At 73.1% G+C, this 26,300-nt stretch carries 26 protein-coding genes; 9 read left to right on the top strand and 17 right to left on the bottom strand.

Annotated features, from left to right (window positions below; translation table 11 throughout):
• The first annotated feature begins 37 nt into the window (after positions 1 to 37).
• Genes N912_RS0100820 through mmuM form a run of 3 tightly spaced genes read left to right on the top strand, consistent with a single transcriptional unit; the run spans position 38 to position 2,951 of the window.
• Positions 38 to 934: an MBL fold metallo-hydrolase gene (locus tag N912_RS0100820; RefSeq protein ID WP_028920927.1), complete on the top strand. Its 897-nt coding sequence runs from the start codon at positions 38 to 40 to the stop codon at positions 932 to 934.
• Entirely contained in the window at positions 925 to 2,043 is a 1,119-nt protein-coding gene (locus tag N912_RS0100815; RefSeq protein ID WP_028920926.1) for a carboxylesterase family protein, read from the top strand. The genes N912_RS0100820 and N912_RS0100815 overlap by 10 nt, the downstream gene beginning before the upstream one ends.
• Positions 2,040 to 2,951: a homocysteine S-methyltransferase gene (mmuM, locus tag N912_RS0100810; protein ID WP_037062587.1), complete on the top strand. Its 912-nt coding sequence runs from the start codon at positions 2,040 to 2,042 to the stop codon at positions 2,949 to 2,951. Before N912_RS0100815 ends, mmuM begins: the two co-directional genes overlap by 4 nt.
• On the opposite strand, the gene N912_RS59845 is transcribed toward mmuM, so the two are convergent.
• From N912_RS59845 to N912_RS0100780, 6 genes are all read right to left on the bottom strand, one after another.
• Complete coding sequence (locus N912_RS59845; RefSeq protein WP_156993092.1) at positions 2,952 to 3,476, bottom strand: hypothetical protein; 525 nt, start codon at positions 3,474 to 3,476, stop codon at positions 2,952 to 2,954.
• Between the two features lie 75 nt (positions 3,477 to 3,551).
• On the bottom strand, positions 3,552 to 3,764 hold the full coding sequence (locus N912_RS0100800) for a hypothetical protein (RefSeq protein WP_028920924.1): 213 nt from the start codon (positions 3,762 to 3,764) through the stop codon (positions 3,552 to 3,554).
• 77 nt (positions 3,765 to 3,841) lie between these two features.
• A complete protein-coding gene (locus N912_RS0100795) occupies positions 3,842 to 4,309 on the bottom strand; it encodes a GNAT family N-acetyltransferase (RefSeq protein WP_028920923.1) in 468 nt (155 codons plus the stop codon).
• A 33-nt stretch (positions 4,310 to 4,342) separates the two neighbouring features.
• On the bottom strand, positions 4,343 to 5,686 hold the full coding sequence (locus tag N912_RS0100790; RefSeq protein WP_156993090.1) for a hypothetical protein: 1,344 nt from the start codon (positions 5,684 to 5,686) through the stop codon (positions 4,343 to 4,345).
• Complete coding sequence (locus N912_RS48645; RefSeq protein ID WP_084210504.1) at positions 5,676 to 6,182, bottom strand: methylenetetrahydrofolate reductase C-terminal domain-containing protein; 507 nt, start codon at positions 6,180 to 6,182, stop codon at positions 5,676 to 5,678. The genes N912_RS0100790 and N912_RS48645 overlap by 11 nt, the downstream gene beginning before the upstream one ends.
• An 87-nt stretch (positions 6,183 to 6,269) precedes the next feature.
• On the bottom strand, positions 6,270 to 7,619 hold the full coding sequence (locus N912_RS0100780) for a sugar porter family MFS transporter (RefSeq protein WP_037063154.1): 1,350 nt from the start codon (positions 7,617 to 7,619) through the stop codon (positions 6,270 to 6,272).
• Positions 7,620 to 7,758: 139 nt separating this feature from the next.
• Between N912_RS0100780 and N912_RS0100775 the strand changes: the two genes are divergently transcribed.
• The 5 genes from N912_RS0100775 (at position 7,759) to N912_RS0100760 (ending at position 14,863) form a co-directional block, all read left to right on the top strand.
• Positions 7,759 to 8,988: an amidohydrolase gene (locus tag N912_RS0100775; RefSeq protein WP_028920920.1), complete on the top strand. Its 1,230-nt coding sequence runs from the start codon at positions 7,759 to 7,761 to the stop codon at positions 8,986 to 8,988.
• A 388-nt stretch (positions 8,989 to 9,376) separates the two neighbouring features.
• Positions 9,377 to 9,589: a hypothetical protein gene (locus N912_RS63180; protein WP_156993088.1), complete on the top strand. Its 213-nt coding sequence runs from the start codon at positions 9,377 to 9,379 to the stop codon at positions 9,587 to 9,589.
• Between the two features lie 188 nt (positions 9,590 to 9,777).
• Positions 9,778 to 10,968 (top strand): hypothetical protein, encoded by a 1,191-nt coding sequence (locus N912_RS0100770; RefSeq protein ID WP_156993085.1) that lies wholly within the window; start codon positions 9,778 to 9,780, stop codon positions 10,966 to 10,968.
• Positions 10,965 to 13,856 (top strand): FtsW/RodA/SpoVE family cell cycle protein, encoded by a 2,892-nt coding sequence (locus tag N912_RS48640; RefSeq protein ID WP_051579414.1) that lies wholly within the window; start codon positions 10,965 to 10,967, stop codon positions 13,854 to 13,856. Before N912_RS0100770 ends, N912_RS48640 begins: the two co-directional genes overlap by 4 nt.
• A 14-nt stretch (positions 13,857 to 13,870) precedes the next feature.
• A complete protein-coding gene (locus N912_RS0100760) occupies positions 13,871 to 14,863 on the top strand; it encodes a rod shape-determining protein (protein ID WP_028920918.1) in 993 nt (330 codons plus the stop codon).
• Positions 14,864 to 14,941: 78 nt separating this feature from the next.
• On the opposite strand, the gene N912_RS0100755 is transcribed toward N912_RS0100760, so the two are convergent.
• The 4 genes from N912_RS0100755 to N912_RS48635 form a co-directional block, all read right to left on the bottom strand.
• Entirely contained in the window at positions 14,942 to 15,934 is a 993-nt protein-coding gene (locus N912_RS0100755; protein ID WP_028920917.1) for an LLM class flavin-dependent oxidoreductase, read from the bottom strand.
• 86 nt (positions 15,935 to 16,020) lie between these two features.
• A complete protein-coding gene (locus N912_RS0100750; protein WP_028920916.1) occupies positions 16,021 to 16,347 on the bottom strand; it encodes a TIGR04076 family protein in 327 nt (108 codons plus the stop codon).
• Complete coding sequence (locus tag N912_RS0100745) at positions 16,344 to 17,822, bottom strand: sodium:solute symporter family protein (protein ID WP_028920915.1); 1,479 nt, start codon at positions 17,820 to 17,822, stop codon at positions 16,344 to 16,346. Before N912_RS0100745 ends, N912_RS0100750 begins: the two co-directional genes overlap by 4 nt.
• Positions 17,822 to 18,088: a DUF3311 domain-containing protein gene (locus tag N912_RS48635; protein ID WP_037062585.1), complete on the bottom strand. Its 267-nt coding sequence runs from the start codon at positions 18,086 to 18,088 to the stop codon at positions 17,822 to 17,824. Before N912_RS48635 ends, N912_RS0100745 begins: the two co-directional genes overlap by 1 nt.
• Positions 18,089 to 18,177: 89 nt before the next feature.
• Between N912_RS48635 and N912_RS0100735 the strand changes: the two genes are divergently transcribed.
• Positions 18,178 to 18,714, top strand: a complete 537-nt coding sequence (locus tag N912_RS0100735) for a helix-turn-helix domain-containing protein (RefSeq protein ID WP_028920914.1) — start codon at positions 18,178 to 18,180, stop codon at positions 18,712 to 18,714.
• A 355-nt stretch (positions 18,715 to 19,069) separates the two neighbouring features.
• Here the strand turns inward: N912_RS0100735 and N912_RS0100730 are convergent, their stop codons facing one another.
• The 7 genes from N912_RS0100730 to N912_RS0100700 are packed head-to-tail and all read right to left on the bottom strand — an operon-like array spanning position 19,070 to position 26,237.
• Positions 19,070 to 19,540, bottom strand: a complete 471-nt coding sequence (locus N912_RS0100730) for a hypothetical protein (protein WP_028920913.1) — start codon at positions 19,538 to 19,540, stop codon at positions 19,070 to 19,072.
• Complete coding sequence (locus tag N912_RS48630; protein WP_084210503.1) at positions 19,537 to 20,577, bottom strand: N-acetylglucosamine kinase; 1,041 nt, start codon at positions 20,575 to 20,577, stop codon at positions 19,537 to 19,539. The genes N912_RS0100730 and N912_RS48630 overlap by 4 nt, the downstream gene beginning before the upstream one ends.
• Complete coding sequence (locus N912_RS0100720) at positions 20,574 to 21,842, bottom strand: 6-phospho-beta-glucosidase (protein WP_028920912.1); 1,269 nt, start codon at positions 21,840 to 21,842, stop codon at positions 20,574 to 20,576. Before N912_RS0100720 ends, N912_RS48630 begins: the two co-directional genes overlap by 4 nt.
• The gene (locus N912_RS0100715; RefSeq protein WP_028920911.1) at positions 21,839 to 22,723 is read right to left on the bottom strand and encodes a carbohydrate ABC transporter permease; all 885 of its coding nucleotides are present in this window, start codon (positions 22,721 to 22,723) and stop codon (positions 21,839 to 21,841) included. Before N912_RS0100715 ends, N912_RS0100720 begins: the two co-directional genes overlap by 4 nt.
• Positions 22,720 to 23,709: a carbohydrate ABC transporter permease gene (locus N912_RS0100710; RefSeq protein ID WP_028920910.1), complete on the bottom strand. Its 990-nt coding sequence runs from the start codon at positions 23,707 to 23,709 to the stop codon at positions 22,720 to 22,722. The genes N912_RS0100715 and N912_RS0100710 overlap by 4 nt, the downstream gene beginning before the upstream one ends.
• 12 nt (positions 23,710 to 23,721) lie before the next feature.
• The gene (locus N912_RS0100705; protein ID WP_028920909.1) at positions 23,722 to 25,068 is read right to left on the bottom strand and encodes an extracellular solute-binding protein; all 1,347 of its coding nucleotides are present in this window, start codon (positions 25,066 to 25,068) and stop codon (positions 23,722 to 23,724) included.
• Positions 25,065 to 26,237 (bottom strand): ROK family transcriptional regulator, encoded by a 1,173-nt coding sequence (locus tag N912_RS0100700; protein WP_037062584.1) that lies wholly within the window; start codon positions 26,235 to 26,237, stop codon positions 25,065 to 25,067. Before N912_RS0100700 ends, N912_RS0100705 begins: the two co-directional genes overlap by 4 nt.
• Between the last annotated feature and the right edge of the window lie 63 nt (positions 26,238 to 26,300).

Raw genomic sequence — 26,300 nt, 5'->3', positions numbered from 1 at the left:
TACCGCCGAGGCCCACCCGTCGCGAACCATGGAACGCATGGACACCATCTCCCTGGGCGACGTCGAGATCACCCGCGTGACGGAGGTGCGCGGGATGAGCCTGCCGCGCGACGCCGTCTTCCCCGATGTGGACGCCGGGCACTGGCGCGAGCACCAGCACTGGCTGGCTCCCGAGTACTTCGACCCGGCCGCCGACGAGGTCCGCGCCTCGGTCCAGACCTGGGTGCTGCGCAGCGAGGGCCGGACGATCCTGGTCGACACCGGCATCGGCAACGGTCGGGAGCGGCCGTACATGCCGGTCTTCGCCCACCTCGACACCGACTTCCTGGGCGAGCTGGCCACCGCCGGCGTGCGGCCGGAGGACGTCGACGTGGTCGTCTGCACCCACCTGCACGGCGACCACGTCGGCTGGAACACCCACCTGGTCGATCGCGAGTGGCAGCCGACCTTCCCGAACGCCGAGTACGTCGTCGCCCGCGCGGACTTCGAGTACTGGAACCCGGAGAACCAGATCCGGACCCGCTCCGGGCGCCGGATGCAGAACGTGTTCGAGGACAGCGTCGCGCCGGTCCACCGCGCCGGGCAGACCGTGCTGTGGGAGGGCGACCACCATGACGTCGACGCCCACCTGCGCATCGAGCCGGCGCCCGGGCACACGCCGGGCTCGTCGGTGCTGCACCTGCGCTCGGGCACCGAGCGGGCGGTCTTCGTCGGCGACCTGCTGCACAGCCCGCTGCAGATCGCCGAGCCGGACTGCTCCCCGTGCTTCGACGAGGACGAGGCACGGGCGAGCACCGAGCGGCGCCGGATACTGGGGTGGACGGCCGACCACAACGCGCTGCTGTTCCCGGCCCACTTCCCCGGGCCCGGGGCGGCGCAGGTGCGGCGCGACGGCGGCAGGTTCGCGGTGAAGGAGTGGGCGACGTGGCGGTGAGCGTCTTCCGGAACATCCGCTACGCCGAGGCGCCCGTCGGCGCCGCGCGGTTCGCCGCCCCGGTACCGGTGGACGGCGGGCCGGGCGCGGACGGTCAGGGGCCCACGGCGCCGGCGCCGCCCAGGCGGTTCTCGGTCGACCTGAGCCAGGTGGTGGGGCCGGGCTGGGTTCGCGGCGAGGACTACCTGACGCTCAACGTCTGGACGCCGTCGACCGGGGGCAGCGCGCCGGTGATGGTGTTCGTGCACGGCGGCGGGTTCGTCTCCGGCACCGGCCAGGCGCCGCTCTACGACGGGACCTCCTTCGCCCGCGACGGCGTGGCGCTGGTGACGCTGAACTACCGGCTCGGCGCGCCCGGATGGCTGGACCTGCCCGACGCGCCGCGCAACCGAGGGCTGCTGGACGTGCTGGCCGCGCTCGGCTGGGTGCGGCGCAACATCGCGGCCTTCGGCGGGGACCCGGAGCAGGTCACGCTGTTCGGGCAGTCGGCGGGCGCGATGATCGTCGGCGCGCTGCTGGTCACGCCGGAGGCGTCCGGGCTGTTCCGGCGCGCGATCAGCCAGAGCGGCGGGCTCAGCACGCTCTCCGGAACGCGGGCGGCGCGGACGACGCGGGAGCTGGCCGAGCGGCTGGGCGTGCCGGCCACCGCGCGCGGGCTCGCCGAGGTGTCCGACGAGCGGCTGGTCGCCGAGCTCGTGCCCGGCGGTTCGGGGCTGGCCCCGCTCGGGGTGGTGCTCGACGAGCCCGGCCCGGCGCTCCCGGTGGACGTGCTGGCCGGCACGAACTCGCAGGAGTCGCTGCTCTACGGGCTCCCCGAGCGGGCCGAGGCGATCGACGCGCTGTTCCGCGACGGCCGCGAGCGCCTGGTCGCCCGGTACGACAAGGCGTTCACCTACACGTTCGACTGGCGCGGCGGCCCGCACGGCGCCTGCCACACCGCGGAGCTGCCGTTCGTGTTCGACAACACCGAGCTGCCGGCGCTGCGCACCGCCGACGGCCTGCTCGGCCCGGACATCCCGCCCGGGCTCGCCGCCGAGATGCACGGCGCGTGGGTGCGCTTCGCCAGGACCGGCGATCCGGGCTGGGCGGGGGAACGGCGGTTCTCATGAGGCCGCTGCTCGAGCCGGACGGGGGCGTCCTGGTCACCGACGGTGGCCTGGCGTCCGAACTGGAGCGGCGCGGGCACGACCTGTCCGACGCCCTGTGGTCGGCGCGGCTGCTGCTGGACGCGCCGGAGGAGATCACGGCGGTGCACCGGGCGTTCTTCCGGTCCGGGGCGGTGATCGCCACGACGGCGAGCTACCAGGCCTCGTTCGACGGGTTCGCGGTGCGCGGGATCGGGCGGCGCGACACGGTCCGGTTGCTGCGCCTCGCCGTCGAGCTGGCGAACGCGGCGCGGGCCGAGGTGGCCGACGATGGCCGGCGGCGGTTCGTGGCCGCCTCGGTGGGTCCGTACGGCGCCGCGCTGGCCGACGGCTCGGAGTACCGCGGCCGCTACGGGCTCACGCGCGCGCAACTGGCCACCTGGCACCGGCCCCGGCTGGAGGTGCTGGCCGAGGCGGGGGCGGACGTGCTGGCGCTGGAGACGGTGCCCGACATCGACGAGGCCGAGGCGCTGATGACGCTGGTGCGCGGGCTCGGGGTGCCGGCCTGGCTGAGCTACAGCATCGAGGGCGCCCGCACCCGCGCCGGCCAGCCGCTGGCCGAGGCGTTCGCGGTCGCGGCGGGCGTGCCGGAGATCGTGGCGGTCGGCGTCAACTGCTGCGACCCGGCCGACGTGGCAACGGCGCTCCCCCTGGCCCGCGAGGTCACCGGCAAGCCCGCGATCGCCTACCCGAACGGCGGCGAGCGCTGGGACGCCTCCCACCGCCGCTGGACCGGCCCGTCGCGCTACTCCCCCGCCCAGGCGCCCCGGTGGGCGGCCCTGGGCGCCCGGATCGTCGGCGGCTGCTGCCGTGTCCGCCCCTCCGACATCGCCTCGGTGGCACGGGCGGTGGCGTCACCGTGCCCGGGATGACTAGCTCGGCTGTCCGAGACGGCTCGGGTACCCGGAGTCTGTGACCTCCCGCCAAGAGCCGAAGAGCCGGAACCCCGACTCGGCTTCGGTCAGCCGATCCTCGAACTCGCTCCGATCACACGCCAGGGGCACTCCTTCGACCTCGCACCAACGGATGGCCGTCTCGAACGACATGCGCGGCGTCGGCCAATGAACCTTGATATCCGGTGGCCGGTGCAGATGAGGATCCGTGAAGGAGCTGCACCCCGTCGGGTGCCAGTGCATCCGCCACTTCGCCCGGCGTGTGCCAGGTTCGAGGAAGTGGTAGTGGTAGCTCCGCGTCGATACCCGCAGCGTGCCTTCCTCCGGATCATGGCGGTCGGGGTCCGCGTCCACGATCTCAAAGTTCATGTTGGCGACGAACGTTCCGACACCTGGCCACGTCATGCCCTGGCCGCCGTTCAGCTCCCACGAATAGATGCGACCCTTGGCGTACTGGCCGCGCCGCACGACGGCGATCTGCCCGTGACCCGCCAGGGTCGACACCGCTCGGTGGAGCGGCGCGATGAAGGAGTTAACGGCCTCCTGGGCCGTGTGACCAGGCACGTCGCGGGTACACGGTCAGCGGGCGAAGCTCAACGCCGCGACGACCTCCGCAAGCCCCTCGACATCGTCGACATCCGTGCCGCTGTACCGGCCGGCATCCCAACGACGCAGGAACTCCCGTCCCTCGATGCCTAGCTCGCGCCGGCACACCGTGTCGAACACCTCGAACGCCTCGGCGGGGTCGTCGATCTCGACGACATCCGCCTGCCTCGTCGCGTGCCTGCTCATCATGGCCCCGTCCCGTCTCCTAGACCCACTGTGACACGTTCCCGGACACGGTGGCACAGCACGGTGACAAAAAGGGCTCACCCTGACCCGCGCGAGCGGCGCATCAACCGCTCGTCGGGCTCGGTGGGCGACGGGCCGGCGTCCACGAACCCGTGCCGCCGGTACAGCGCGATCGCCGGCTCGTTGCCGACCTTCACCGACAGCATGACGTCCCGGGGGTCCGCCCAGACCAGGACGGTCCGCACCGCCGCGTCGCCGACCCCGAGGCCGCGGGCGAACGGGGCGACCCACAGCGAGACCATCTCCGCCACGCCGTCGTCCCTGATGTAACCCCCGACGATCCCGGCCGGCGCACCGTCCGCCCGGAGCACCAACTTCAGCGAAAGGCCGGCCAGCCGCGACCGCCAGCGCGCCTCGGTGTCCCCGGGACCGGTCCAGTCCGCGAGCTTCGACCCGAACGCCGCCGGCGACTCCGCGAGCGCCTCCAAACGCAACTTCCGCCACACCCGCCACTCGTCGGGTCCGAGTGCCCGCACTTCGATCACGCCGCCCCCCTCGGTCGGAAGGGTACGGCCCGGTCAGCCGAGGGCGCGAGCGGTCATGGTCACGATGTTGCCGCCGGCGCGGTGCGCGAACGGGGCGTACCGCACGTCGAACCCCAGCCGGCGGCCCACCCGCGCGAGCAGCGGGCCGTTGACCCAGTTCACCACCGACCCGTCGTACTTCCCCGGCCCCCGGAACCTGTCCCGGTACCCCTCGGTGTCGGTGACGAACAGGTCGTGGCAGACCAGCGTGCCGGACGGGTGCAGCAGCCGGAGGCTGTCGGTGAAGCTGGCCAGCGCGCCGTTGTTCACGTGCATCCGCACGTCCGCGCCGGACTCCCACAGTGACCGCACGCACTGCCCGTCCACCGAGGGCGCCGGCCGGTACTCGTCCGGCCGACCCAACGGCACGTACCGCTCGGCCAGCCGCACCGCGCGCCACGCCCGCCGCCAGAACGACACCGCCGCCTCCACGCCGGCGAACCGCTCCGGCGCGGCCTCGGCCAACAGCGCCGGCCCCAGCCGCGCCAGCTTGCCCACCAGCGCCGGCAGCTCCGCCACGCCCGCGCCCACCGACCCGGCCAGCTCCCGCGCCTGCCCGGCCGGCAGGTACGCCCTGGTCTGCACCAGGTACGGGCGGCCGTCACGCTGCGCGAGCTCGTCGGTGGGCAGGTTGTCGTAGACGTTGGAGACGTAGACCAGGAACACCTTCGAGCGCAGGAAGCCCAACGACAGGCACGGCCGGGTCGCGTCCACGCTCAGCGAGCTGACGTGCTCGGCGTGCTCGGCGACCGCCTCCCGAGCCAGGCCCAGCACGTGCTCGGAGTTGTCACACATCAGGTACTGCAACCGCCGGTAGTAGCCGCGCCCCAGCTCCGCGTCCATCGCGCGCAGCTCGTCGAGGAACACCCGCGCCTGCCCGCCGTTGCCCACCCCCAGCTCGACCACGTACAGCTGCTCGGGCAGCGCGCCGCCCAGCCGGTCCCACACCGCGAACAACCCACCGACCAGCTCACGCGCCGCGCCCCGGTTGCGCGCATCGCTGCGCCCGCTGGGAAGCGCCTGCTCGTACCCCCGGCCGGTGGACTTCTCCCACAGGTCCAGGTCCCGCCAGTACAACGCGTTGAAGCCCCAGATGCACCCCTCGCTGCCGGGCCCCCACCCCTCCAGGAACACCCGGTCCTCGCCGGCCGTCCGGGCCTGAACCAGCTCGCGCCACCGGGCCTCGCCCGCGCGCCGCGCGTCCACCGCGATCTCCACCGAGCGGTCTCCGTTGGACGACAGCACCGGCCGCAGCTCGACGGCCTCGCGGAAGTTCTCCCGGTACTGCACCCAGTCACGAACCACCCGAACCCGGCCCCAGCGGGCGTCAACGTCCATCGCCCACCCCGATGCCCAGGGGCGGACGCGTCGCGGCGGGCTCGGACCACAGGTGCGCGTCGCGGCCCCGCCAGTAGTTGACCCACGAGCTGCGGCCCCGCTGGCGGTGGTCGACGGGCCGGTGCAGCCGGTCCAGGTCGGCGCGGCGGCCCGCCGCCTCCGCCCGCTCGAAGGCGACCACCCAGACGCACCGCAGCTCCGGCTCGACCTCGCACATCCCGGCCGGCGACACCCCGCCGCACGGACCGTTGCGCAGCCGCTTGGGGCAGGTCATCGGGCAGGTGTAGCCGGTCACCGGCAGCGCGCACTGCCCGCACATCCGGCAGCCGAACAGGGCCTCCTTGGCGACCCGCTCCCCCTCGGCGAACCAGCTGTACGCCCTCGGCCGGCGCTCGACCCACCGCGCGAATCCCCGGAACACCGCGTTCGAGGCCAACAACCGGTGCAGCCGATACCCGGCCGAAGCCGCCAACCGAGGCCGAACCCGCGCACCCATAGCGGCACTGTCGCATCAGGACGAACACCGCGTCTTCGGCTCTTCACCCAACCTTCGACGCGCCCGCGCTGTCATCCCCCACAAATCTCACAACCGGCCGTCGCCACTCCGGAAGGCGGCCTCCAGCGCCTCCAGGCTGCGCTGCTTGGTCTCCGGCACCACCCGCCAGACCACCGGGAAGATCACCACGCCGACCACCGCGTAGACCACCAGCATGGTCCCGGTTCCGGCCAGCTCGGTGAGCCGGGGGAAGGTCAGCGACACCACGAACGCGGCCAGCCAGTTGAACAGCGTGGCGATCGCCATGGCCCGGCCCCGGACCGCGAGCGGGAAGATCTCGGCCAGCATCACCCACAGCACCGGCCCCCACGTCGCCGAGAACGTGTTGGTGAACACCACGAACGCGGCGACCGCGACGACGAACAGCGCCGTCGAGCTGGCCGGCAGCACGATCGCGGCCACCCCGACCGCGAGCAGGCTGGCCGACATGCCCACCAGCCCGGCCAGCAGCATCGGCTTGCGCCCGCGCCGGTCCACGATCTTGCGCCGCACCACGACGGCGATCGTCCCGATGTTCACCATGCCGTTGACGAAGACGAACAACAGCGCGGCGGTGCTGGAGACGCCGAAGTCGGTGAGCACCTTCGGCGCGTAGTAGACGATCGCGTTGATGCCGGTGACCTGCTGGAACACCGCGAGCATCACGCCCAGCAGCAACAGCTTGCGCACCCAGCCCTCGGACAGCCGCGCCCCGGAGCTGCGCTCCCGCTCGTCCCGTTCCAGCTCGGTGATCTCCGCCAGCTCGCGCTCCACCGAGGCGCCGTCGCCGCGCAGCCCGACCAGCAGCTCGCGCGCCCGCTCGACCTGACCCCGCCGCACCAGTGACCGGGGCGTGTCCGGCATCCCGATCATCCCGACCACCAGCAGGACCGCGGGGAAGACGCCGACCAGCAGCATCCACCGCCACGACCCCACGAACGACAACCCGAAGCCGACCCCGGCCGCCAACCCGGTACCGATAATGATCATGTACTGGTTCAGCGAGGTCGTCACGCCCCGGTCGGCCGCCGGCGCCATCTCGGCCAGGTAGACGGGTACCAGCACCGAGGCGATCCCGATGGCCAGCCCCAGCACGAACCGGAACGCCACCAGCGTCCCGACGCCGGTGGCCAGCCCCGAGCCCAGTGCCCCGAGGGTGAACACCACGCCGGCCGCCAGCAGCACCCGCTGCCGCCCCGCCCGGTCGGCCACCGGCCCGCTGCCCAGCGCCCCGACCATCGCCCCGAACACCGTCGAGCTGACCAGCACACCCGTCGCCCACGGGCTCAGCGGCAGGTCGTTCGGGACGAACAGCAACGCGGCACCGATGATGCCGTTGTCGTAGCCGAAGAGGATCGCGGCCAGCGAACCCAGCGCGTACACCCGACGGGTCGTCACCCGCGACGGTGCGGACAGGCCAACCATCAACTACCTCCGAGCTGGGTAATCGATTTCTCAAAAACTATGACCCAGCCGACGGGGTGTCAAGGGGCGATACTGGCCGCACGACAGGCACGCACGAAGGGACGGACTGCCGATGACCTCGCTCCCGGTCGCCGCGGAGATCTCCACCGAACTGCGGGACGACCTGCACGAGCTGTACCGGGGGCTGCACGCCGCGCCCGAGCTGTCCATGCAGGAGCACCGCACCGCCGCCCTGATCGAGCAGCGGATGTCCGCGCTCGGCTGGGAGACCACCATCGTCGGCGGCACCGGCGTGGCGGCCGTGCTGCGCAACGGCGAGGGTCCGGTGGTCGGCTTCCGGGCGGACACCGACGCGCTGCCGCTGCGCGAGGACACCGGCCTGGCGTACGCGAGCACCGCCACGGGCACGCTCCCGGACGGCACCGCCGTGCCGGTGATGCACGCCTGCGGCCACGACTTCCACGTCACCAGCGCGATCGGCGCGGCCACCCTGCTGACCGCCGACCGCGGCTCCTGGGCGGGCACCGTGGTGCTCGTCTTCCAGCCCGGTGAGGAGACCAGCGAGGGCGCCGCGGCGATGGTCGCCGACGGGCTGTGGGACCGGGTGCCGAGGCCCGAGGTGGTGTTCGGCCAGCACGTCTGGCCCGGCCGCACCGGCACCGTGGACGTGCGCCCCGGCCCCGCCATGGCCATGGCCGACAGCTGGAAGGTCACCGTGCGCGGGCGGGGCGGGCACGGCTCGCAGCCGGAGAACACCATCGACCCGGTGGTGCTGGCCGCGCACATGGTGGTGCGGATCCAGAGCATCGTGTCCCGGGAGGTGAACCCGCAGCGCGCCGCCGTGGTGACCATCGCGAGCTTCCACGCCGGCCTGAAGGAGAACATCATCCCGGCCAGCGCCGAGTTCACCGTCAACGTGCGCAACCTCGACGCCGGCGTCCGGGAGAAGGTCCTCGCCGCGCTGCGCCGCGTGATCACCGCCGAGGCCCAGGCGTCCGGCGCCCCCGACCCCACCATCGAGGAGCTCTACACCTTCCCCCTCCTCTACAACGACCCCGACGCCACCGAGCGCCTCACCGCCGCCCTGTCCGACGCGCTGGGCCCCGACAAGGTCATCGAGGCCGCGCCCCGGATGGGCAGCGAGGACTTCGGCCACCTGCCCGAGGCGATCGGGGTCCCCGGCGTCTACTGGTTCTTCGGCGGCATGCCCGACGAGGTCATCGACGGCACCGAGCCCGTCCCCACCAACCACTCCCCCCACTTCGCCCCGGTCATCGAGCCCACCCTCACCACCGGCATCACCGCCGCCCACGCCGCCATCATGTCCCGCGTCCGCCGCTAACCCCGGCGTCGCCGCACACCTTGTTGGGCTGTCGCGCACGGTGCGCCGTGCGCGACGGCCCAATTGGCTATGCGGCAGCGGGAATTTGCTTACGGAATCAACCGGGCATCGGTGTGATAACACGTTTGTCACGATGTACGTGTCGGTGAATTCTCAGCGTCGGATGAGAGCGTCACCCTGCCGGAGGATGGCCGTTCGCCGACGTCACGGGACTAGGATTGGGATGATCACAGCGAATCACCGAAGGGGGTTCGCGCAGCATGTGAGGGCCGGACACATGCCGTACAGAACGAAACCCGAGTCCCGGCGATGGCGGCCGTTTCGCCGGCCAGCCGGCCCCGGTAAGACGCGTGATGCCGGGAAGTCCGTACGTGGCGGGAACCGCGCCGTGAATGCCGTGCTGACGTGGCTGTTGCGGTTGTCGAGACGGTGGTGGGCGTCCGCGCGCGAGGCCCTTGCGGTGCACGTCGCCCGGTTCTGCCTAGCCTTGCTGGGCGCCGGCCGGTTGCGGCCGGACGGGCGGCGGGCGGCCGGGGCGGTGCGGGAGTCGGCCGGGTCCCCCGACTCGCCGCGCGGCCCGCCCCGATGGTGCCCGGCCTGACCCAGCCGTCCCCCTGGTTGGGTCGATAGGCCAACGGGTACTCGATCACGGCGTACCGGAACGAAACGACCCGAGTCGCTCCCCCTCGGCCGACATTGTCACCGCCACGGCGGCCAGCGCACCGCACGACCTGGGGAGCAAGGGGTGATCAGGAACTACGCATCATCGGCCCTCGGCGGGTGGATGACGTGCATCGCGTAAGGCCGCCCGGCGCGTACCGGCCGAGGGGCTCGGGCTCCCGGCTGGCGATCGTCGGCGTCTCCAGGCGCACCCGGGCGGGCCAGCGCCGGCCGGCGGCGCCGGGACCGGCCGGGATCTGCCTGACGCAGCTGACCAGGATGGCGCGGCTGACCCCACAGCAGGCCCTGGTCATCGCGGCCGAGGTGGTCAGCGAGCTGGACCAGCGGCGGGAGGCGGGAACCGCGGTCGGCGGGGTGGACGAGCACAACGTGTGGGTCGGGTTCGACGGGCAGGCCAGGCTGGTCGACACGGTCTCCCCCGCCGCGCCCGAACCCGGGGCCGTCGAGCCCGCCGGCGCGTCGGCGCGCAGCGTGCTGGCCCACCTCGGGCGAGTGCTCGCGGACGGTGACCGGACCGGCGAACCGGCCACGGCGCTGACCAGCGCGATCGGCCTCGACGGCGGAATCGCGGCCAGCGCCACGGCGCTGCGCTCGGCCGCCGCGCCGAGCACCGGGCGGGCGCGCAGCGAGCTGGCCGCGCTGGTCACGGCGCTCACCGGCGGGCCGAACGCCCCGTCGACGCGATCGCCGACACCCCCGACGACTCCGCGGGCCCAACCGCCGGCCGCGCCCGAACCGGCCCGGCGTGCGCCCCTCGCCGCCCTGGCCCGGGGCGGCAGGTGGTTCCTGGCCGCGCTGGTGCTGATCGGGCTGATCGCGCTCGAACTGGCGCTGTTCGGCAATCGGATCGAGGCCGACCTGGCCACCCTGCACGCCGCCGGGCGCCCGGCGGCCACCCCCGGCGCCGTGCCCACGCCGGTGCCCGCACCCGCGCCCCCGCCGCTGCCCGTTCCGACCGCGAACGGGCCGGTGACCAAGGTCGACCTGCGCCCGCTGGCCAGCTGCGAGCCCGGCCAGGCCTGCCAGACCCGGCTGCAGGTGTGGCTGCGCCCCGGCACCGGCGCGCAACAGGTCGGCTGGACGTTCCAGGTCACCGACAGGTGCACCGGCGCGACCTGGCAGCGCCCCGGCGGGTCGATGAAGGTCGGCGAGAACGGCGACCAGCTGTCCGCGGTCACCGAGGTGGATCTGCCGGCGGGCCAGGCGCTGGCGCTGACCGCGGTGCTCGCCGCGCCGGCCCCGGTGGCCAGCCCGACCCTGCTCCTGCCCGCCGACGCGACCTGCGCGGCCCCCAGATGAACCGGGCGACGCCGACCGTGCCACCGGACCGGGCCCCGCTGCCCGGCCGGGGGTTCGACCTGCTGGCGGTGCTCGCCGCGCTGCTGGTGACCGCCGTGGGGCTGGCCAACCTCTGGGCGGTGGACGGCCCGGGCCTGGCCGTCCGGCAGGGCATGTACGCGCTGGTCGGGCTGGCGCTGGGCTGGGCGCTGGGGCACTGGCGGGTGCGCCGGCTCGGGGCGCTGAGCTGGGGCTGCTACGGGCTCTCCGTCGTGCTGCTGCTCGCGGTGATGATCGCGGGCTCCTCGGCGAACGGCGCCACCCGCTGGCTGGACATCGGGCCGGTCACCTTCCAGCCCTCCGAGCTGGCCAAGCTCGGGCTGCTGCTGGCGCTGGCGGCGGTGCTCGGCTCGCCGGGCCCGGCCTGGCGGCGGTTCGGGCTGGCAGCGGTGATCGCGGTGGTCCCGATCGGGCTCACCGTGGCCCAGCCCGACCTGTCCACCTGCGCGCTGCTGACCGCGCTGACCGGGTGCATGCTGCTGCTCGCCCGGGTGCCGGCGCGGCTGCTGCTGCCGCTGTTCGCGGCGGGCGCGCTGGCGGCCCCGCTGGTCGTCGGCATGCTGCAGCCGTACCAGGTGCAGCGGCTGGGCAGCTTCCTCGTCGGGTCGCACGAGGCGGCCGCCGGGGCCGGCTGGGCGGTCACCCAGGCGCGGATCGCGGTCGGCTCCAGCGCACTGGTCGGGCCGGGCCACCCGCTGACCGGGCTGCTCGCCCAGTACCTGCCCGAGCGGCACACCGACCTGGCGGTGGCCAGCGTGGTGGAGCAGTTCGGCATCCTCGTCGGGGTCGCGGTGGTGCTGGCAGCGCTGGTGCTGGTGTGGCGGCTCGCGCTGGCCGCCGCCGCGCCGCGCAGCCCTCCCGGGGCGTTGCTCGCGAGCGGGCTGGCCGTGCTGTTCGGCGTGGAGACGGTGGTGTCCCTCGGCGGCAACCTGGGCCTGCTGCCGCTGGCCGGCGTGCCGTTCCCGCTGCTCAGCTACGGGGGCAGCGCGCTGGTGGTGCACCTGGCCACGCTCGGTGCCGCGCTCGGGGTGCGCCGCGACGGGGAGCGCCGCCGGCTCTGGCGGGCGCCGTGGTGGCGGGCGCGCCGGCCCCGCTGGGTTCGGGTGGCCGCGGTGGGCATCACCGCGCTGCTGGTGTTGTTCGCCGGCTACGGCGGGCGGTTGCGCGCGGTGGACGGGCCCGAGCTGGCCGCCCAGGGCATCGACCAGATGACCCGCTGCATGCGCATCCCCGCCCCGCGCGGCGAGATCACCGACCGGCACGGCGCCCCGCTGGCCACCACCGGCGCCGCCGCGCAGTCCGAGATCCACGCGGTGCCCGCGCTGCTGAAAGCCGACCCGGCCGCCCTGAACCGGCTGGCCACGCTGGTCGGCCAGCCCGCCGAGGCCATCCGGACCACGCTGAGCGCGGCCACCGCCACCACCCTGGCCGTGCGGGTGGCCAAGGTCGACGCGCCGGTCGCGGCCGGCGTCGCCAAGGCCGGCATCCCCGGCGTCGTGGTGGTGCCCGGCCAGCGCCGCTCCTACCCCACCGGCGCGGTGCTCGGCTCGCTGCTGGGCTACACCGGGATCGCCACCCCGTCCGAGCACCGCCGCTGGCCGGACCTGCCGCTGGGCGTGGTGGTCGGGCGCACCGGGCTCGAACAGCAGTATGACGCCGTGCTGCGCGGGGTGGACGGGCGCCAGTGCGTCTACGTCAACCCGCTGGGCGAACCGGTGGCGATGGGCGAGCGCACCGACCCGGTCCCGGGGGCCAACCTGCGGCTGTCGCTCGACCTCGGGCTGCAGCGCGTGCTCACCGACGGCCTGGCCCGCGCGATGGCCGGACAGCCGGACCGGGTCGGCGCCGCCGTGGCCATGGACCCGAAGACCGGGCAGCTGCTCGCGCTGGCCAGCGTGCCCAGCTACGACAACAACGTCTACGGCCCGCCGGCCGACCCCGCCGGGCTCGAGGCGCTGGCCAAGGTCAAGGGCAGCCCGATGCGCGAGCACGCCGCGCAGTCCGCGGTGCCGCCCGGCTCGACGTTCAAGCTCGTGGTGGCCACCGCGAACCAGCTCACCCCCCGGATACCGCCGGAGAAGGTGATACCCACCGGCGGCAGCTACACCCTGGGCGACCACACCTTCGGCAACTGGAAGCCGATGGGTCCGATGAACCTGACCCAGGCGCTGGCCTGGTCCAACGACGTGTACTTCTACAAGCTGGCCGTCGCGCTCGGGCCGCAACCGATGATCGACGCCGCGCGGGCACTGGGCGTCGGTCAGGCCACCGGGATCGACCTGCCCGCCGAGTCCCCCGGCTACCTCGGCACCCCGGAGTCGGTGCGCGAGGACAACGGCACCTGGTACCCGGGCTCCACCGTGATCATGGGCATCGGCCAGGGCTACCTGTCCGTCACCCCGCTGCAGAACGCGCGCTGGACCGCCGCCGTGGCCACCGGCCGGATGGTCACCCCCCGGCTGGGCCTGGCGACCGGGGGCGGCAACACCTGGGCGGCGCTGCCCGCGCCGGCGCCGGTCGCGCTGCCGTTCGCCGGGTCGCTGCGCCCCGTCCAGGACGGCATGCGCGCCGTGGTCACCGGCGGCACCGCGTCCTCGCTGGCCAGCCTGCCGGCCCCGGTCGGCGCCAAGACCGGCACCGCCGAGGACGGCTCGATGCCCAACGGCACCTACGACAACTGGCTCACCGCCGTGGCGCCCGCCCACGACCCCGGCATCGTCGTCACCACCCTCACCCAGGGCTCCGGCCAGGGCGCCAACAGCGCGTCCACCGTCGGCCGAGACGCGCTGGCCCACTACCTCGGCCACCAGGTCGAGATCGAACAAACCGCGCCCATCCAACGTCCCTGAGAGGAAGCGAGACCATGCAAGAGTTCGGAATCGACCTGGGCACCGCCAACACGGTGGTCTGCGACAGCAGCGAGGGCATCGTGCTCGACGAGCCCTCGGTCATGCTCGCCAAGGCCGGCTCGCCGTGGCGGGGCGTCGTCGCGGTGGGCCGGGAGGCCTGCGAGCTGATCGGCCGCTCCCCCACCGGCATCAACGTCGTCCGCCCGCTCCAGGACGGCGTCATCACCGACCTGGAGGGCGCCCGGACCTTCCTGCGCAGCGTCCTGCACCGCCTCGCGCCAAGGCCGTGGGGACGGGTACGGGTGCGCGCGGCCATCGGCGTCCCGGTCGGCGCCACCCCGCTGGAGCGCCGCGCGCTGCTGGAGGCCGCCGACGAGGCCGGCATCAACCGCGCCTGCGTACTGCCCGAACCCATCGCCGGTGCCGTCGGCTGCGGCATCGACCCGCTGGAGCGCCGCGCCCACTTAGCCGTGGACGTCGGCGGCGGCACCGCCGAGGTCACCGCATTCTGCTTCGGCGGCATCCTCGCGCACCGCTCCTGCCGGGTCGCCGGCGACGAGATGACCCTCGCGGTCACCCACCACCTGCGCGAGCACCACCAGATCCTGGTCGGCGAGCTGACCGCCGAGCAGGTCAAGATCCAGGCCTCCACCGCGGACGAACCCACCCTGGTCGTCCAGGGCCGCGACGCCGGCAGCGGCCGCCCCCGGCTCGCGACAGTGGGCCTGGACGAGCTCGCCGAAGTGGTCCGCCCCGTCATCGACACCATCATCCAGACCCTGGCCGCCTGCCTGGACGAACTGCCCCCGCAGGCGACCGGCGACATCCTCGCCGACGGTGTGGTCCTGTTCGGCGGCGGCTCGCTGGCCCGAGGCTTCGCCGACAGCCTCGAACACGCCTTCCGATTCCCGGTCAAGTTGGCCGACCACCCCCTCACCTGCGTAGCCGAAGGAGCCACCATCAGCCTGCGCAACCCCGACCTGCTAGCGGCCTATGGCCGAACCTGAGCCGCCGCGCACCTACCGGGGGTTCCGCACACGCCGCACCATGCGCGGCACCCCAACAACCTGTGCGGCACCTCCCGGTCAGCGGCGCAGGAGGGGGATGACGCGGGAGCCGAGGAGGTGGACGCCGTGGGTGGGGCGCAGGCCGTGCGGGGTGCCGAACTCCACGCGGGAGACGCCGGCGTCGATGAGGCGCTGGGCCTGGCGGGCGACGTCCTCCGGGGTGCCGGAGAAGGCGAAGCGGTCCAGCACGTCGTCGGGGATACGGGCGCCGGCTTTGGCGTGCTCTCCGGCGCGCACGAGCTCGCCGACCTCGGCGACCATCTCGGGCGGCAGCGCCACCGTCGGGTCCAGGGCGGCCACCACGTCCAGGTACATGGCCACCTCGGAGCGGGCGGTGGCGCGGGCCAGCTCGGCGTCCTCGTCGACCACGGTGACCGCGCCGGCCACGATGCCCACGTCCGTCGGCGCCCGCCCCACCTCGGCGGTGCCGACCGCGACCCGCTCGCGCATCACCGCCACCATGGCCGGGTTGACCGTGCCGCCGATCTTCAGCTCGTCCGCGACGCGGCCGGCCACCGCGGCCGTCTTCGGACCCCAGGTGCCGATCAGCACCGGCACCTTGGAGCGCTGCACGGGGTAGCGCAGCCGGGTGCCCGGCTCGATCCGGAACACCTCGCCGTCGAACCCGCCGTCCTCCCCGGCGAGCAGCGCGTTGATCACCTCGACGGCCTCGGCGAGCGCGCGCACCGACCGCCGGCCCCGGATGCCCACCGAGTCCAGCCAGGCGCCCTGGGCCAGGCCGAGGTAGGCCCGCCCGTCCGAGGCCAGGTCCAGGGCCGCGACCTGGCCGGCGATCTCGTACGGGTGCAGCGAGTACGGGTTCCAGCAGGCGGCGCCGAGCCGGACCCGCCCGGTCGCGTTGGCGATCTCCAGCAGCGGCACCACCGGCGGCTGGAACATCAGGTCGCCGTACACGCTGATCACGTCGAACCCGTGCGACTCGGCGATCAGCGCCAGCTCGGCGTACTCCCCCGGCCGCTTGTCGCCCTGCAGCCCCAGCCCGATCTCCACCCGTCCAGCGCGACCCGCACCGACGCCGAACGGACCCGGCGAAGAGCGCTCATCCAGCCCCGCCGGCGCGTGAGGCGAGAACGCGGTCACGTCAGCTCGCTCGTGTCCAGCCGGCGCAGCCCCAGCCGTTCCACCTTCATCACCAGCCGTTCCTCCGGATCCGGGCAGCACACCAGGGAGTCGCGCTCCAGCCAGTCGCCCGCCGCGAGCCGGCGCTGCTTGGCCGGCAGCAGCGGCAGCACCGCGCTCAGGGCGTAGACGCAGAAGTGCCGCCCGGCCGGGATCTCCAGGTGCGCGCTGTCGCGCAGCTCGAAGTAGTCGCCGACCCGCATCCCGCACACCGAGCGGCCCTCGATGCGCTCGACGGTCACCCGCAGGTCGTACAGCTCGGTGACCGGTTCCGGTTCGGTCATCCCACCACCTCTCGTTGTGCGGGCAGCCCCACCTCAACGGCCTCCGGCGCCGGGCGGGGCGTCACCAGGCTGACCACCACGGTGACCACCGCGCCGATCGCCATCGCGATCAGGCCCGGCTCCCAGTCCGGCAGCGCGGCCGACCAGTAGTCCTTGGCGAGCGGGGCCAGCAGCGCGACGAACCCGGCGACGATGCCGGCCAGCACCCCGATCGCGGTGGTCCGGCGCCACAGGAAGGCCAGGAACACCCCGGGCGCGAGCATGCCGATCGCGGAGTAGGCGTACAGCAGGATCGTCACCAGCGACTCGCCGTTGCCGACCGTCAGCCACACCGCGACCGCCGCGAACCCGACCATCGACAGCCGGGACGCCAGCAGCGAGGCCCGGTCGGAGAGCTCGCGGCGCAGCGGCCGCAGCACGTTACGCGCGAAGATCGAGCCCGAGGTCAGCAGCAGCACCGATCCGGGCGCCAGCGCGAGCAGGAAGCCGGTCCCGGCCAGCAGGCCGACCACCCACGCCGGGTAGGTCCGGGAGACGAGCTCCAGGAGCACGGCGTTGGAGTTGTCCCCCGGCGGCCGGCTGCCGCCGACCAGCGCGGCGAACCCGAGCAGGATGATGAAGAAGTAGGCCAGCGAGTACAGCGGCTGCCAGATGGCGTTGCGCCGGATCGTGGTGCCCGAGCGGGCGGTGAAGCAGACCTGGAACAGGTGCGGGAACACCCAGTTGCCCAGCGCCACGTTCAGCGCCGAGGTCATCAGCCACACCGACGTCATCTCGCCGGTGTCGGGGAACTTACCGATCCCCGGGTGCTGCTCCTCGACCAGCCGGAACACGTCCAGCATGGACGACGCGCCGACCCTGCTCGCCACCGTCGCGGCCAGCAGCACCACCAGCGCCACCACCAGCACGTCCTTCACGGCGGCCGCGAACACCGCCGAGCGCATGCCGACCAGGAACACGAACGCGAGCATGAGCACGGCGGCCAGCGCGACCGCCCCGGCCTCGGACAGCACGTCGCCGAGCGCGAGCTGGACGATCAACCGCAGGCTGACCAGCTGGATCTGGACGTAGACCACCAGCGCCGCGATGCCGACGACGCCGGTCACCACGCCCAGCCACGGCGCGCCGTAGCGGGCGGCGAAGAAGTCCGGCTCGGTGATCAGCCCGTGCCGCCGGCCGGCCCGCCAGATCTTCGGCATCAGCCAGTAGCCGACGGCGTAGCTCAACGACACCGAGGTGAACGCCAGGTAGGCGGGGGCGCCGGCCGCCCAGGCGTAGCCGGAGATGCCGAGCAGGGCGAAGATCGTGTAGATCTCCCCCGCGTTCATGAACCAGAACAGCACCGGGCCGAACCGGCGACCGGCGATCGCCCAGCTGGTCAGCGTGGGCGCCTCCCCAGCCCTGGCGCCGCGCCCGTACGCAATCGAGCCGACGGCGGTGCCGAGCACGATCATCAGTGCCAGCGTGAGCGCCATCAGCGCTCCCGCCCGGGCTCGTCACCGGCGAGGAACTCCGCCTCCTCGCGCTCCACCCCGGCCGCGCGGTCCAGCCGGAACACGACGCCGATCACCACCGAGGCCAGCACGATGCCGAGCATCTGCCAGAACATCGGGAACGGGATGTGCAGCACGGTGACCTCGACGTCGTTCACCACCGGCACCATCAGCACCTGCCAGCCGAACGGCACCGCCAACAGCCACCTGTGCGCGACCGAACGTCGAGCGGGTGAGGACTCGGCCATGGCGGCTCCAGGAGGCTCCGGCGTGCAGCCTTGATGCACACTAGCCTGGCACCGTACACGTTCGTGCACCCACACTGTACAGGGAGAACATGATCGGCGACCAGCTCCGCGAGCTGCGCACCAGGCGCGGGCTGAGCCTGCGCGCGCTCGCCGCCGAGGCCGGGGTGTCCGCGACCCTACTCAGCCAGGTGGAGCGCGGGGTCACCGAGCCGAGCCTGTCCACCCTGCGCCGGCTGGCCGGGGTGTTCGGCGAGTCGGTGGCGTCGCTGTTCGAGGACCGCACCGCCCCGCCGGTGTGGATCAGCCGCCCGGGCGAGCGCTCCACGCTGCGCGGGCCGAGGGGCCAGATCGGCTACGAGCGGCTCACCCCGGGCAACGGCCGGATGGAGGTCCTGCGCGGCGTGCTCGAACCGGGCCAGGCGATCAGCGCCGAGCCGTGGAGCCACGCGTCGCTGGAGTGCGCGTTCGTCCTCGCCGGCACCCTCACCGTGGACCTCGACGGATCCCCCCGCACGGTCCGGACGGGCGAGGCCATCACGTTCGACTCCCAACTCCCCCACCGCTACCTGAACCGCACCGACGCCCGCACCGAGTTCCTCCTCTCGGTCGCCCCGCCGATGCCCTGACCGACCCGCGAACAGCGGTGCGCGGTTGGCCAACGGCCAACCGCGCGGCGACAGCGTTCCGCTAAGCGCTGAAGCAGTTCCTCGAACAGATGCACGAGAATCTGCATGCGGGTGCTTCCCAGCAGCACCATTCGCTGTACTGGCCCCCGGGCCCGCACGCTCTGGTCGTGTCGCACCAGCAGCCCGAACAAGGCGCGGCGTGCGCGGTGGTTCTCGGTACGAGCACACCGAGCAGCCGGTCACCGATCTTTCCGAGCATCTTCGTCCAACCTCCTCGGAGAAGTTTCGAAACATCACATGGATAGCCGCTGCCTGCACATTTCGCGCATATCGGCCGATGGACGTCATCGCCGGCTCAGGTGAAGAACGCGGTCGTGCGGGCGTCGGTGCCGTAGAGGTCGAAGCGCTTGCCGGGGCGCAGGCGCAGGGCGTGCAGCGGCTCGCGGAGGGTGGGGCGCACGACCTCCAGCCACTCGGTGCCGTGGTGGTCGCGGAAGCAGTACAGCGCGCTCTTGACGTACCGGAGCTGGAAGCCGACGAAGTGCGGGGTGACACGGTCCTCGATTGTCTTGCCGTGCAGGTGTACGGCGTAGAGGTCGACGTCGCGCGCCTCCAGGTGGGCCAGCGCGGCGTGCGCGGCCCGGCGCAGCGGGCTGTGCGCGTTCCACCGCCTGTCGATCTCGAAGCTGATCCACGGGTCCTCGACATCGGCGTCCGCGAGCCGCACCCGGTCGACGGTCAGGACGCCGGCGTCGGCCAGCTCGTCCAGCTCCTCGCGCAGGAAACGGGGAAGGCACGCGTCCAGCTCGGTGCCCTCGCGTCTCATGCCGGTCTCCCGTGACGTGGGTCACCATTGTCGAAGACCGCCGGCCGCCCGGCAACTTCGGTGCCGATGCGCCGGGTGGCGGCCTTGAGGGCGGCTTTCGCGGACGCCGGCGCGCCCAGGGTGTCCAGGCCGAACAGCGCGGCGCCGACGACCGGGTTCACGTCGGCCACCCGCACCACGGCGCGCGGCGCCACCTTGAGGCAGCGCCGCTCGATCTCGGTGATCACCGCCGGCCCGACGCCGGTGAGGACGCCGCCGCCCAGGATCACCTCGGGTGCGGACGTGGTGAGCCCCAGCCGCCGCAACAGCACCGAGGCCAGCACGCTCACCTCCTCCACGAACCGGGCGACGACCTGCCGCGCCACCTCGTCCCCTGCCGAGGCCACCTCGAACAGCAGCGGGCACAGGCCGTGGATCGACGCCGTGTCGATCTCCTTGAAGTGCAGCCCCTCGATGACCTCGGACAGGGTCCGCGCGCCGTAGTAGCCGGCCACCGCGGCCCGCAGGGCGGTGCCGGGGCCGCGCCCGTCCTCGGCGCGCACCGCCCACCACAGCGCCTCCTCGCCGAGCCGGTAGCCGCCGCCCCAGTCGCCGGAGAGCCTGCCCAGCGCCGGGAACCCGTGCGTCCGCCCGTCCGGGGCGACCCCGACGCCGTTGATCCCGGCGCCGCAGACCACCGCGACCCCGGTGCCGTCCGAGCTGCCCGCGCGCAGCAGCGCCAGGGTGTCGTTGCCGAGCGCGAGCGTGTCGCTCCAGCCCCTGGCGAGCAGGCCGGCGCGCAGTGCGTCCGCCTCGCGGGGGTAGTCCAGGCCGGCCAGGTACGCGGACGTGTGCCTACCGAACGGCCTGGCCCCGGAGCCGCCGCCGAGGGCGCGCAGCACCAGCTCTTCCAGCGCCGCCACGCAGCCGGCCACGCCGACCCGCTGCGGCGAGACCCCCGGTCCGCGCGCGTGCCCGAGCACCTCGCCGGCGCGGGTCACGACAAGCACCTCGGTCTTGCTGTTCCCCCCGTCGATCGCGACGACGTCCGGCGTCATCCGCCCGCCCAGGGCAGGAACCGCGCGTTGATCCGCACCAGCTCGTCGGCGAGCCGGTCCGCCTTGTCGTACTGCCCGACCAGCGGGTGCGCGAGCAGGGCGTCGGCGACGCGGTCCCGGCCGCCGTGCCGCGCGGCCTCCAGCGCCAGGTGCTCGTACGCCGTGACCGCCGCGATCAGCCCGGCGAACCGCTGCTCCACCGGCCGCTGCGGAATGGGCTTCGGCCCGTGCACGTCCACTGTGCACGGAACCTCGATGACCGCGTCATCCGGAACGAACGGGAACGTACCGTCATTGTGAACGTTCACCGTGTGCTCGCGAGCTGGACCACCGGAAGTGAGCGCGTCCACCAACCGCACCGCCGCCTCGGAGTAGTACGCGCCGCCCCGGTCGGCCAGCTTCGCGGGCTTGGTCACCTGCTCGGGGTCGAGGTAGAGCTTGAGCAGCTCCTCCTCCACGTCGCTGACCACCTCCGCGCGCGGCCGCTCGACCCGCTGCGCGCGCACCACCTCGTCGTGCGCGTAGTAGTACTTCAGGTAGTACGAGGGCACCGCGCCCGCCCGCCGCATCCACTCCACCGGCGCCCCGACGTGCTCGGACACCGACTCCGCGTGCGAGTCCAGCAGCTCCGGCAGCCGGTCGACGCCGTCCACCAGTACGCCGCGCTCCCAGCTCAGGTGGTTCAACCCGGTGTGCACCAGCCGGACGTCGTCGGCGTCGGCCGCCCCGAGCAGGCCGGCGAACCTGCGCTGCAGGTTGATCGCCACGTTGCACAACCCCACCGCGCGGTGGCCCTCCCCCAACAGCGCCCTGGTCACGATCCCGACCGGGTTGGTGAAGTTGACGATCCACGCCTCGTCGCCGGCGACCTTGCGCACCCGCTCGGCGATGTCGAGCACCACCGGCACCGTCCGCAGCGCCTTCGCCAGCCCGCCCGCGCCCGTCGTCTCCTGCCCGACGCACCCGCAGGCGTGCGGGAACGTCTCGTCCGAGCGCCGCGCCCGCTGCCCGCCCACCCGCAGCTGCACCAGCACCGCCGTCGCGCCGTCCACCCCGCGCTCCAGGCTGTCCGTCGTGCTCACGCGCGCCGGGTGACCGGCGTGGTCGAGCAGCCGCCGGCTGAACTCGCCGACCACGTCCAGCCGGTAGGCGTCCGGGTCCACCAGCGCTATCTCGTCGACGCCCAGCGTGGACCGCCGCGCCGCGATCCCGTCCACCAGCTCCGGCGTGTACGTGGACCCGCCGCCGACGACCGCCAGCTTCATCCCTTGACCCCCGTGAACGTGATCCCCTTGACGAACGAGCGCTGGGCGAACGCGAACAGCACGATCGCCGGCGCCATGATCAGCGCGGTGGCCGCCATGGTCAGGTTCCACTCCACGTGGTGCATGCCCCGGAACGACGCGATGGCCAGCGACAGCGGCCAGTGGTCCCGGTTCTCCCCGGTGTAGAGCAGCGGGCCGAAGTAGTCGTTCCAGGTGAACAGGAAGCAGAACAGCGCGGTGGCCGCGATGCCCGGCTTCGCCATCGGCAGCAGCACCCGGGTCACCACCTGCAGCTCGCTGCAGCCGTCGATCTTCGCCGCCTCCAGGTAGTCCCTCGGGATGGTCAGGAAGAACTGCCGCAGCAGGAAGATCGAGAACGCGTCGAACAGGAAGTACGGCACGATCAGCGGCACCAGCGAGCCGGTCAGGCCCAGCCGCACCCACAGGTCGTAGAGCGGCACGATGGTCACCTGCGGCGGCAGCATCATGGCGGCCACGGTGAGCATGAAGAACAGGTTCTGGCCGCGCCAGCGCAGCCGGGACAGCGCGTACGCGGCCGGGATCGCGGAGAGCAGCGCACCCGCGGTGGCCAGCGTCGAGTAGAGCAGGCTGTTGGCGAAGTACTCGAACAGCGGCGCCCTGCGGAACACGTCGACGAAGTTCTCCAGGTGCCACTCGGTGGGCCACAGGCTCGCGGTCATCGCCTGGTCGTTCCTCATCACGGCGGTGAGGAGTACGAACAGGACGGGCAGCACGAAGATCACGCCGAGCGCCAGCCCGACGGAGTGGACCGCGAGCCAGTTCAGGTTCCGCTCCCAGTCGCGGCGGAACCGCGCGCGGGGCGACAGCCGAGGGGTCAGCCGAGGGGACAGCGCCGTCATGCGGCCTCCTCCTGGTACTGGGACGCACGGATCTGGCGCACCAGGATCCAGGTGAAGCCGGCCGAGACCACGAACAGGAGGACGGCCATGGCCGCCGCGTAGCCCATGTTGAAGTAGCGGAAGCCCTGGACGTACAGCCAGATCGGGTAGGTCAGCGTGGAGTTCTGCGGCGCGCCGATCAGCTTGGAGTTGCCGGCCACGTCGGCGGTGCCGGCGGACGCGGACGCCGCCACGATCGCCTGGGTGAAGAACTGCAGCGCGTAGATGATCGAGTTGATCACCCCGAACAGGAGCACGGGCGAGATGGACGGGACCGTGACGTGCCAGAACCGCCGCAGCGGCCCGGCGCCGTCGAGCTGCGCGGCCTCGTACTGCTCCACCGGCACGTCCAGCAGCGCCGCCAACAGGATGATCATCAGCTCGCCGGAGCCCCACAGCGCCAGCAGGGTCAGCGCGGGCTTGGACATCTCCGGGGAGTTGAACCACAGGCCCCCGTCGATGCCGAGCAGGCCCAGGAACCTGTTCACCGGCCCGAACTCGGAGTTGAACAGGAACACGAACGCCAGCGTCGCGGCGGCCGGCGGGGCCAGCGACGGCAGGTAGCACAGCGTGCGGACCAGCCCGACGCCCGCCTTGAGCCGGGCGATCACCGAGGCCACCCCGAGCGCGAACACCACCCGGCACACGGTGAGCACCACCACCAGCCACAGCGTGTTGTACGCCGCCGTGCCGACCAGCTGCTCGCTGGTGAACATCCGCGCGTAGTTCTCGAACCCGATGAACCGGGGCGGGTTGACCAGGTCGTAGCGGGTGAACGAGAAGTACACGGTGGCGATCAGCGGGTACCCGAAGAAGATCAGGAACCCGATGGCCGCCGGCGCGATGAACAGCAGCACGGTGCGCCGCTGGGAGCCGGCCCGCCGCGCGCCGGCCGGCCCGGACCGCGAGCGCGAGCCGGCCGAGCGGGCGGAAAGGGTCGCCGTCATCTCGAGCGCGCCTCAGCCGCCGGGCTTCTGGGCCAGCTCGTCGTTGATCCGCGCGTCCACCTGCTTGAGGCCCGCGTCCAGGTCCGGCACTGCGCCGGCCTGCCACTTCTCCGCGAAGTCGTTGACGGCCTTGAGGTGCGCGTCCCCGATCGGCGTGGGCGGGCTCGGCACCAGCCTGCCGCCGCCGTAGAGGTCAAGGAACGTCTTGAACCGCGGGTCGACCTCCAGCTTCGGGTCACGCAGCGAGGCCAGCGTGCTCGGCACGTTCTTCAGCCCGTTGGACAGCTCGACCAGCGTGTCCGTGTCCAGGGTCATCTGCTTGACCAGCTCCCAGGCCGCACCGGGGTTCTTGGCGCCGCGCGGGATGGCGATGATCGTGCCGGTGACCAGCGCGCCGCCGTAGCGGTCCGGCCGCGCGTCCAGCACGGGCGGCGGCGCGGTGGCGTAGTGCAGGCCGGGCGCCTGGTCCTTGATGAACGCCGTGCGGTACTCCCCGTCGTAGCTCATCGCCAGCTTGCCGCGCTGGAAGCCCTGGTCGGCGGAGTACTCGTCGCCGAGCCCGGACTTGAACTGCTCCACCTTGGCCTGACCGCCGTAGAAGTCGATCAGCTTGCGCTGGAACTCGAACATCGCCTTCCAGCCCGGGCTGCCGGCCAGCCCCGACTTGCCGTCCGGCCCGAAGTAGGCGGCGCCGAAGTTGGGCGCCCAGTACTGGGCCTGGTTGGCGTAGAACGGCATGGACGGCAGGAAGCCGGCGACCTTGATCGACCCGTCCGGGTTGAACTGGGTCAGCTTCTTGGCGTACTCGAACAGCTCCGTGGTGTTCTTCGGCGGGGCGGACAGGCCGGCCGCCGCGAACAGGTCGGTGTTGTAGTAGAGCCCGTAGACGTCGGCGAGCATCGGCATCGCGCAGCGCTTGCCGGCGAACTCGGTGTAGCCGCGCACCGCCTCCGGGATCTGGTTCAGGTCGACCTTGTCCCGCTCGATGTACGGCTTCAGGTCCTGGAAGCTGCCGTTCGAGCACCAGGCGCCGAGGTTGTCGGTGTAGAACGAGATCGCCACGTCCGGCGGGTTGCCGCCCCGGATGGACTGGGTGATCTTGTCGTCGTCCTGGCTGCCCTCGTGCTTGACCTCGACGTTCGGGTACCGCTGCTTGATCTTGTTGAGCGCCTTGGTGACGACGCCGTACTCCCGGTCGTTGAACTTGCTGAACACCGTCACGGTGAGCTTGTCGTCCCTACCGGGTGGAGCCGCCGGCCCCGCCGCACCCTCACCGGCGGGGGCGGCGGCCCCGGAACAGGCGCTCGCCGAGAGCATGAGCGCGGCAACCACGCCGAGGGCACGGGTCAGGGTGGTCATGACCTTTCCTCCTGGTTCGGGGCGAGCAAACTCGGGGGGTCGACGCCGAAGACCTCGGCGCGGGCGGTGGCGAGCGCGGACTGCAGGGCGCCGGCGCGCACGGCGTTGCCCCGCACCGACGCGAGGTCCACCGGCGTGCGCGGCAGCGTCAGCTCGTGCAGCCGCTCGGTGACGCGCTCGGCGAGCTCCGCGCCACCGGCCAGCGCGGTGTCCCCGCAGAGCAGGATGAGCCGGGGGTCGGCCACCGCCACCAGGCTGGCCAGGCCGGCGGCGACCCGGCGGGCGAGATCGTCGAGGAACGCCTCGGCGCCCGCGCCCCTGGCCAGCGCGACGGCGTCCCAGCCGGTGGCCGCGGCGATGCCGTGCGCGGCGGCCAGCCGCACGATGCCCACCGAGCCCACGAGGTCCCCGAACCGGGCGCCGGCCCTCGGCCAGTTGTCACCGGAGTCGACGAGGGCCGGGTCCGGCACCCGCATCCAGTCGATCTCACCGCCGCCGCCGGTGGTGCCGCGCAGCAGCCGGCCGCCGGCGACCACCGCGCCGCCGACGCCCTCGCTGAGCCACACCACCACCAGGTCGTCGATCCCGACTGCCCTGCCGTCCGTCATCTCCTGGACGGCCACCAGGTTGGCGTCGTTCTCGATCGCGACCCGGATGCCGAGCGTCTCGCTGAGCCGGCCGGGGACGTCGAACCCCAGCCAGCCCGGGATGTGCGGCGCCGAGGACAGCAGGCCGGTGCTCGGGTCGAAGGCGCCCTGCGCGCCGATCACCACGTTGTCCAGGTCGGACAGCCCGAGCCCGGCCTCCGCCGCGACGCGCGCCAGCGCCCGCCCGAAGCTCCCGACCACGTCCGCGCCCCGGTCCACCGGCAGCGTGACCTGGTGCTCGGCGAGTACCTCGCCGGCCACGTCGGCGACCACGAAGTCGCCAAGGTGCGGGGTCAGGTCGACGGCCGCCACGTGCGCCAGGCCGCCGTTCACGGCCCACCGCTGCGCGCGCGGCCCCCGGGAACCGCTGCGCAGCCCCGCCTTGACGACCACCCGCTGCTGTTCGAGCCGGGCCAGCAGCTGCGCGGTGGCGGGCTTGGACAGCCCGATCGCCAGCTCCAGCTCCGAGCGGGTCAGCGGGCCTTCCCGCAGGAGGACCTGGAGGGCCGCGCGGTCGTTCATCTCCCGCAGTAGCCGGGGGCTGCCAGCCTGCACGCCGCTGCTCCGAATTGGTTAGGGAACTTT

Source organism: Actinospineispora acaciae DSM 45401, assembly GCF_000620785.1.
Classification (GTDB): Bacteria; Actinomycetota; Actinomycetes; order Mycobacteriales; family Pseudonocardiaceae; genus Pseudonocardia; species Pseudonocardia acaciae.
Note: the sequence above shows the minus strand (reverse complement) of the source record. Positions and strands in the feature narration are given on the sequence as shown.

What these genes read in the sequence shown, in the direction of transcription:
- N912_RS0100820 (WP_028920927.1), top strand. Translation starts at nt 38, where the DNA reads ATGGACACCATCTCCCTGGGCGACGTCGAGATCACCCGCGTGACGGAG.
- mmuM (WP_037062587.1), top strand. Translation starts at nt 2,040, where the DNA reads ATGAGGCCGCTGCTCGAGCCGGACGGGGGCGTCCTGGTCACCGACGGT.
- N912_RS0100800 (WP_028920924.1), bottom strand. Translation starts at nt 3,764, where the DNA reads ATGAGCAGGCACGCGACGAGGCAGGCGGATGTCGTCGAGATCGACGAC.
- N912_RS0100790 (WP_156993090.1), bottom strand. Translation starts at nt 5,686, where the DNA reads ATGGACGTTGACGCCCGCTGGGGCCGGGTTCGGGTGGTTCGTGACTGG.
- N912_RS48645 (WP_084210504.1), bottom strand. Translation starts at nt 6,182, where the DNA reads ATGGGTGCGCGGGTTCGGCCTCGGTTGGCGGCTTCGGCCGGGTATCGG.
- N912_RS0100775 (WP_028920920.1), top strand. Translation starts at nt 7,759, where the DNA reads ATGACCTCGCTCCCGGTCGCCGCGGAGATCTCCACCGAACTGCGGGAC.
- N912_RS48640 (WP_051579414.1), top strand. Translation starts at nt 10,965, where the DNA reads ATGAACCGGGCGACGCCGACCGTGCCACCGGACCGGGCCCCGCTGCCC.
- N912_RS0100760 (WP_028920918.1), top strand. Translation starts at nt 13,871, where the DNA reads ATGCAAGAGTTCGGAATCGACCTGGGCACCGCCAACACGGTGGTCTGC.
- N912_RS0100750 (WP_028920916.1), bottom strand. Translation starts at nt 16,347, where the DNA reads ATGACCGAACCGGAACCGGTCACCGAGCTGTACGACCTGCGGGTGACC.
- N912_RS0100745 (WP_028920915.1), bottom strand. Translation starts at nt 17,822, where the DNA reads ATGGCGCTCACGCTGGCACTGATGATCGTGCTCGGCACCGCCGTCGGC.
- N912_RS48635 (WP_037062585.1), bottom strand. Translation starts at nt 18,088, where the DNA reads ATGGCCGAGTCCTCACCCGCTCGACGTTCGGTCGCGCACAGGTGGCTG.
- N912_RS0100735 (WP_028920914.1), top strand. Translation starts at nt 18,178, where the DNA reads ATGATCGGCGACCAGCTCCGCGAGCTGCGCACCAGGCGCGGGCTGAGC.
- N912_RS0100730 (WP_028920913.1), bottom strand. Translation starts at nt 19,540, where the DNA reads ATGAGACGCGAGGGCACCGAGCTGGACGCGTGCCTTCCCCGTTTCCTG.
- N912_RS48630 (WP_084210503.1), bottom strand. Translation starts at nt 20,577, where the DNA reads ATGACGCCGGACGTCGTCGCGATCGACGGGGGGAACAGCAAGACCGAG.
- N912_RS0100720 (WP_028920912.1), bottom strand. Translation starts at nt 21,842, where the DNA reads ATGAAGCTGGCGGTCGTCGGCGGCGGGTCCACGTACACGCCGGAGCTG.
- N912_RS0100715 (WP_028920911.1), bottom strand. Translation starts at nt 22,723, where the DNA reads ATGACGGCGCTGTCCCCTCGGCTGACCCCTCGGCTGTCGCCCCGCGCG.
- N912_RS0100710 (WP_028920910.1), bottom strand. Translation starts at nt 23,709, where the DNA reads ATGACGGCGACCCTTTCCGCCCGCTCGGCCGGCTCGCGCTCGCGGTCC.
- N912_RS0100705 (WP_028920909.1), bottom strand. Translation starts at nt 25,068, where the DNA reads ATGACCACCCTGACCCGTGCCCTCGGCGTGGTTGCCGCGCTCATGCTC.
- N912_RS0100700 (WP_037062584.1), bottom strand. Translation starts at nt 26,237, where the DNA reads ATGAACGACCGCGCGGCCCTCCAGGTCCTCCTGCGGGAAGGCCCGCTG.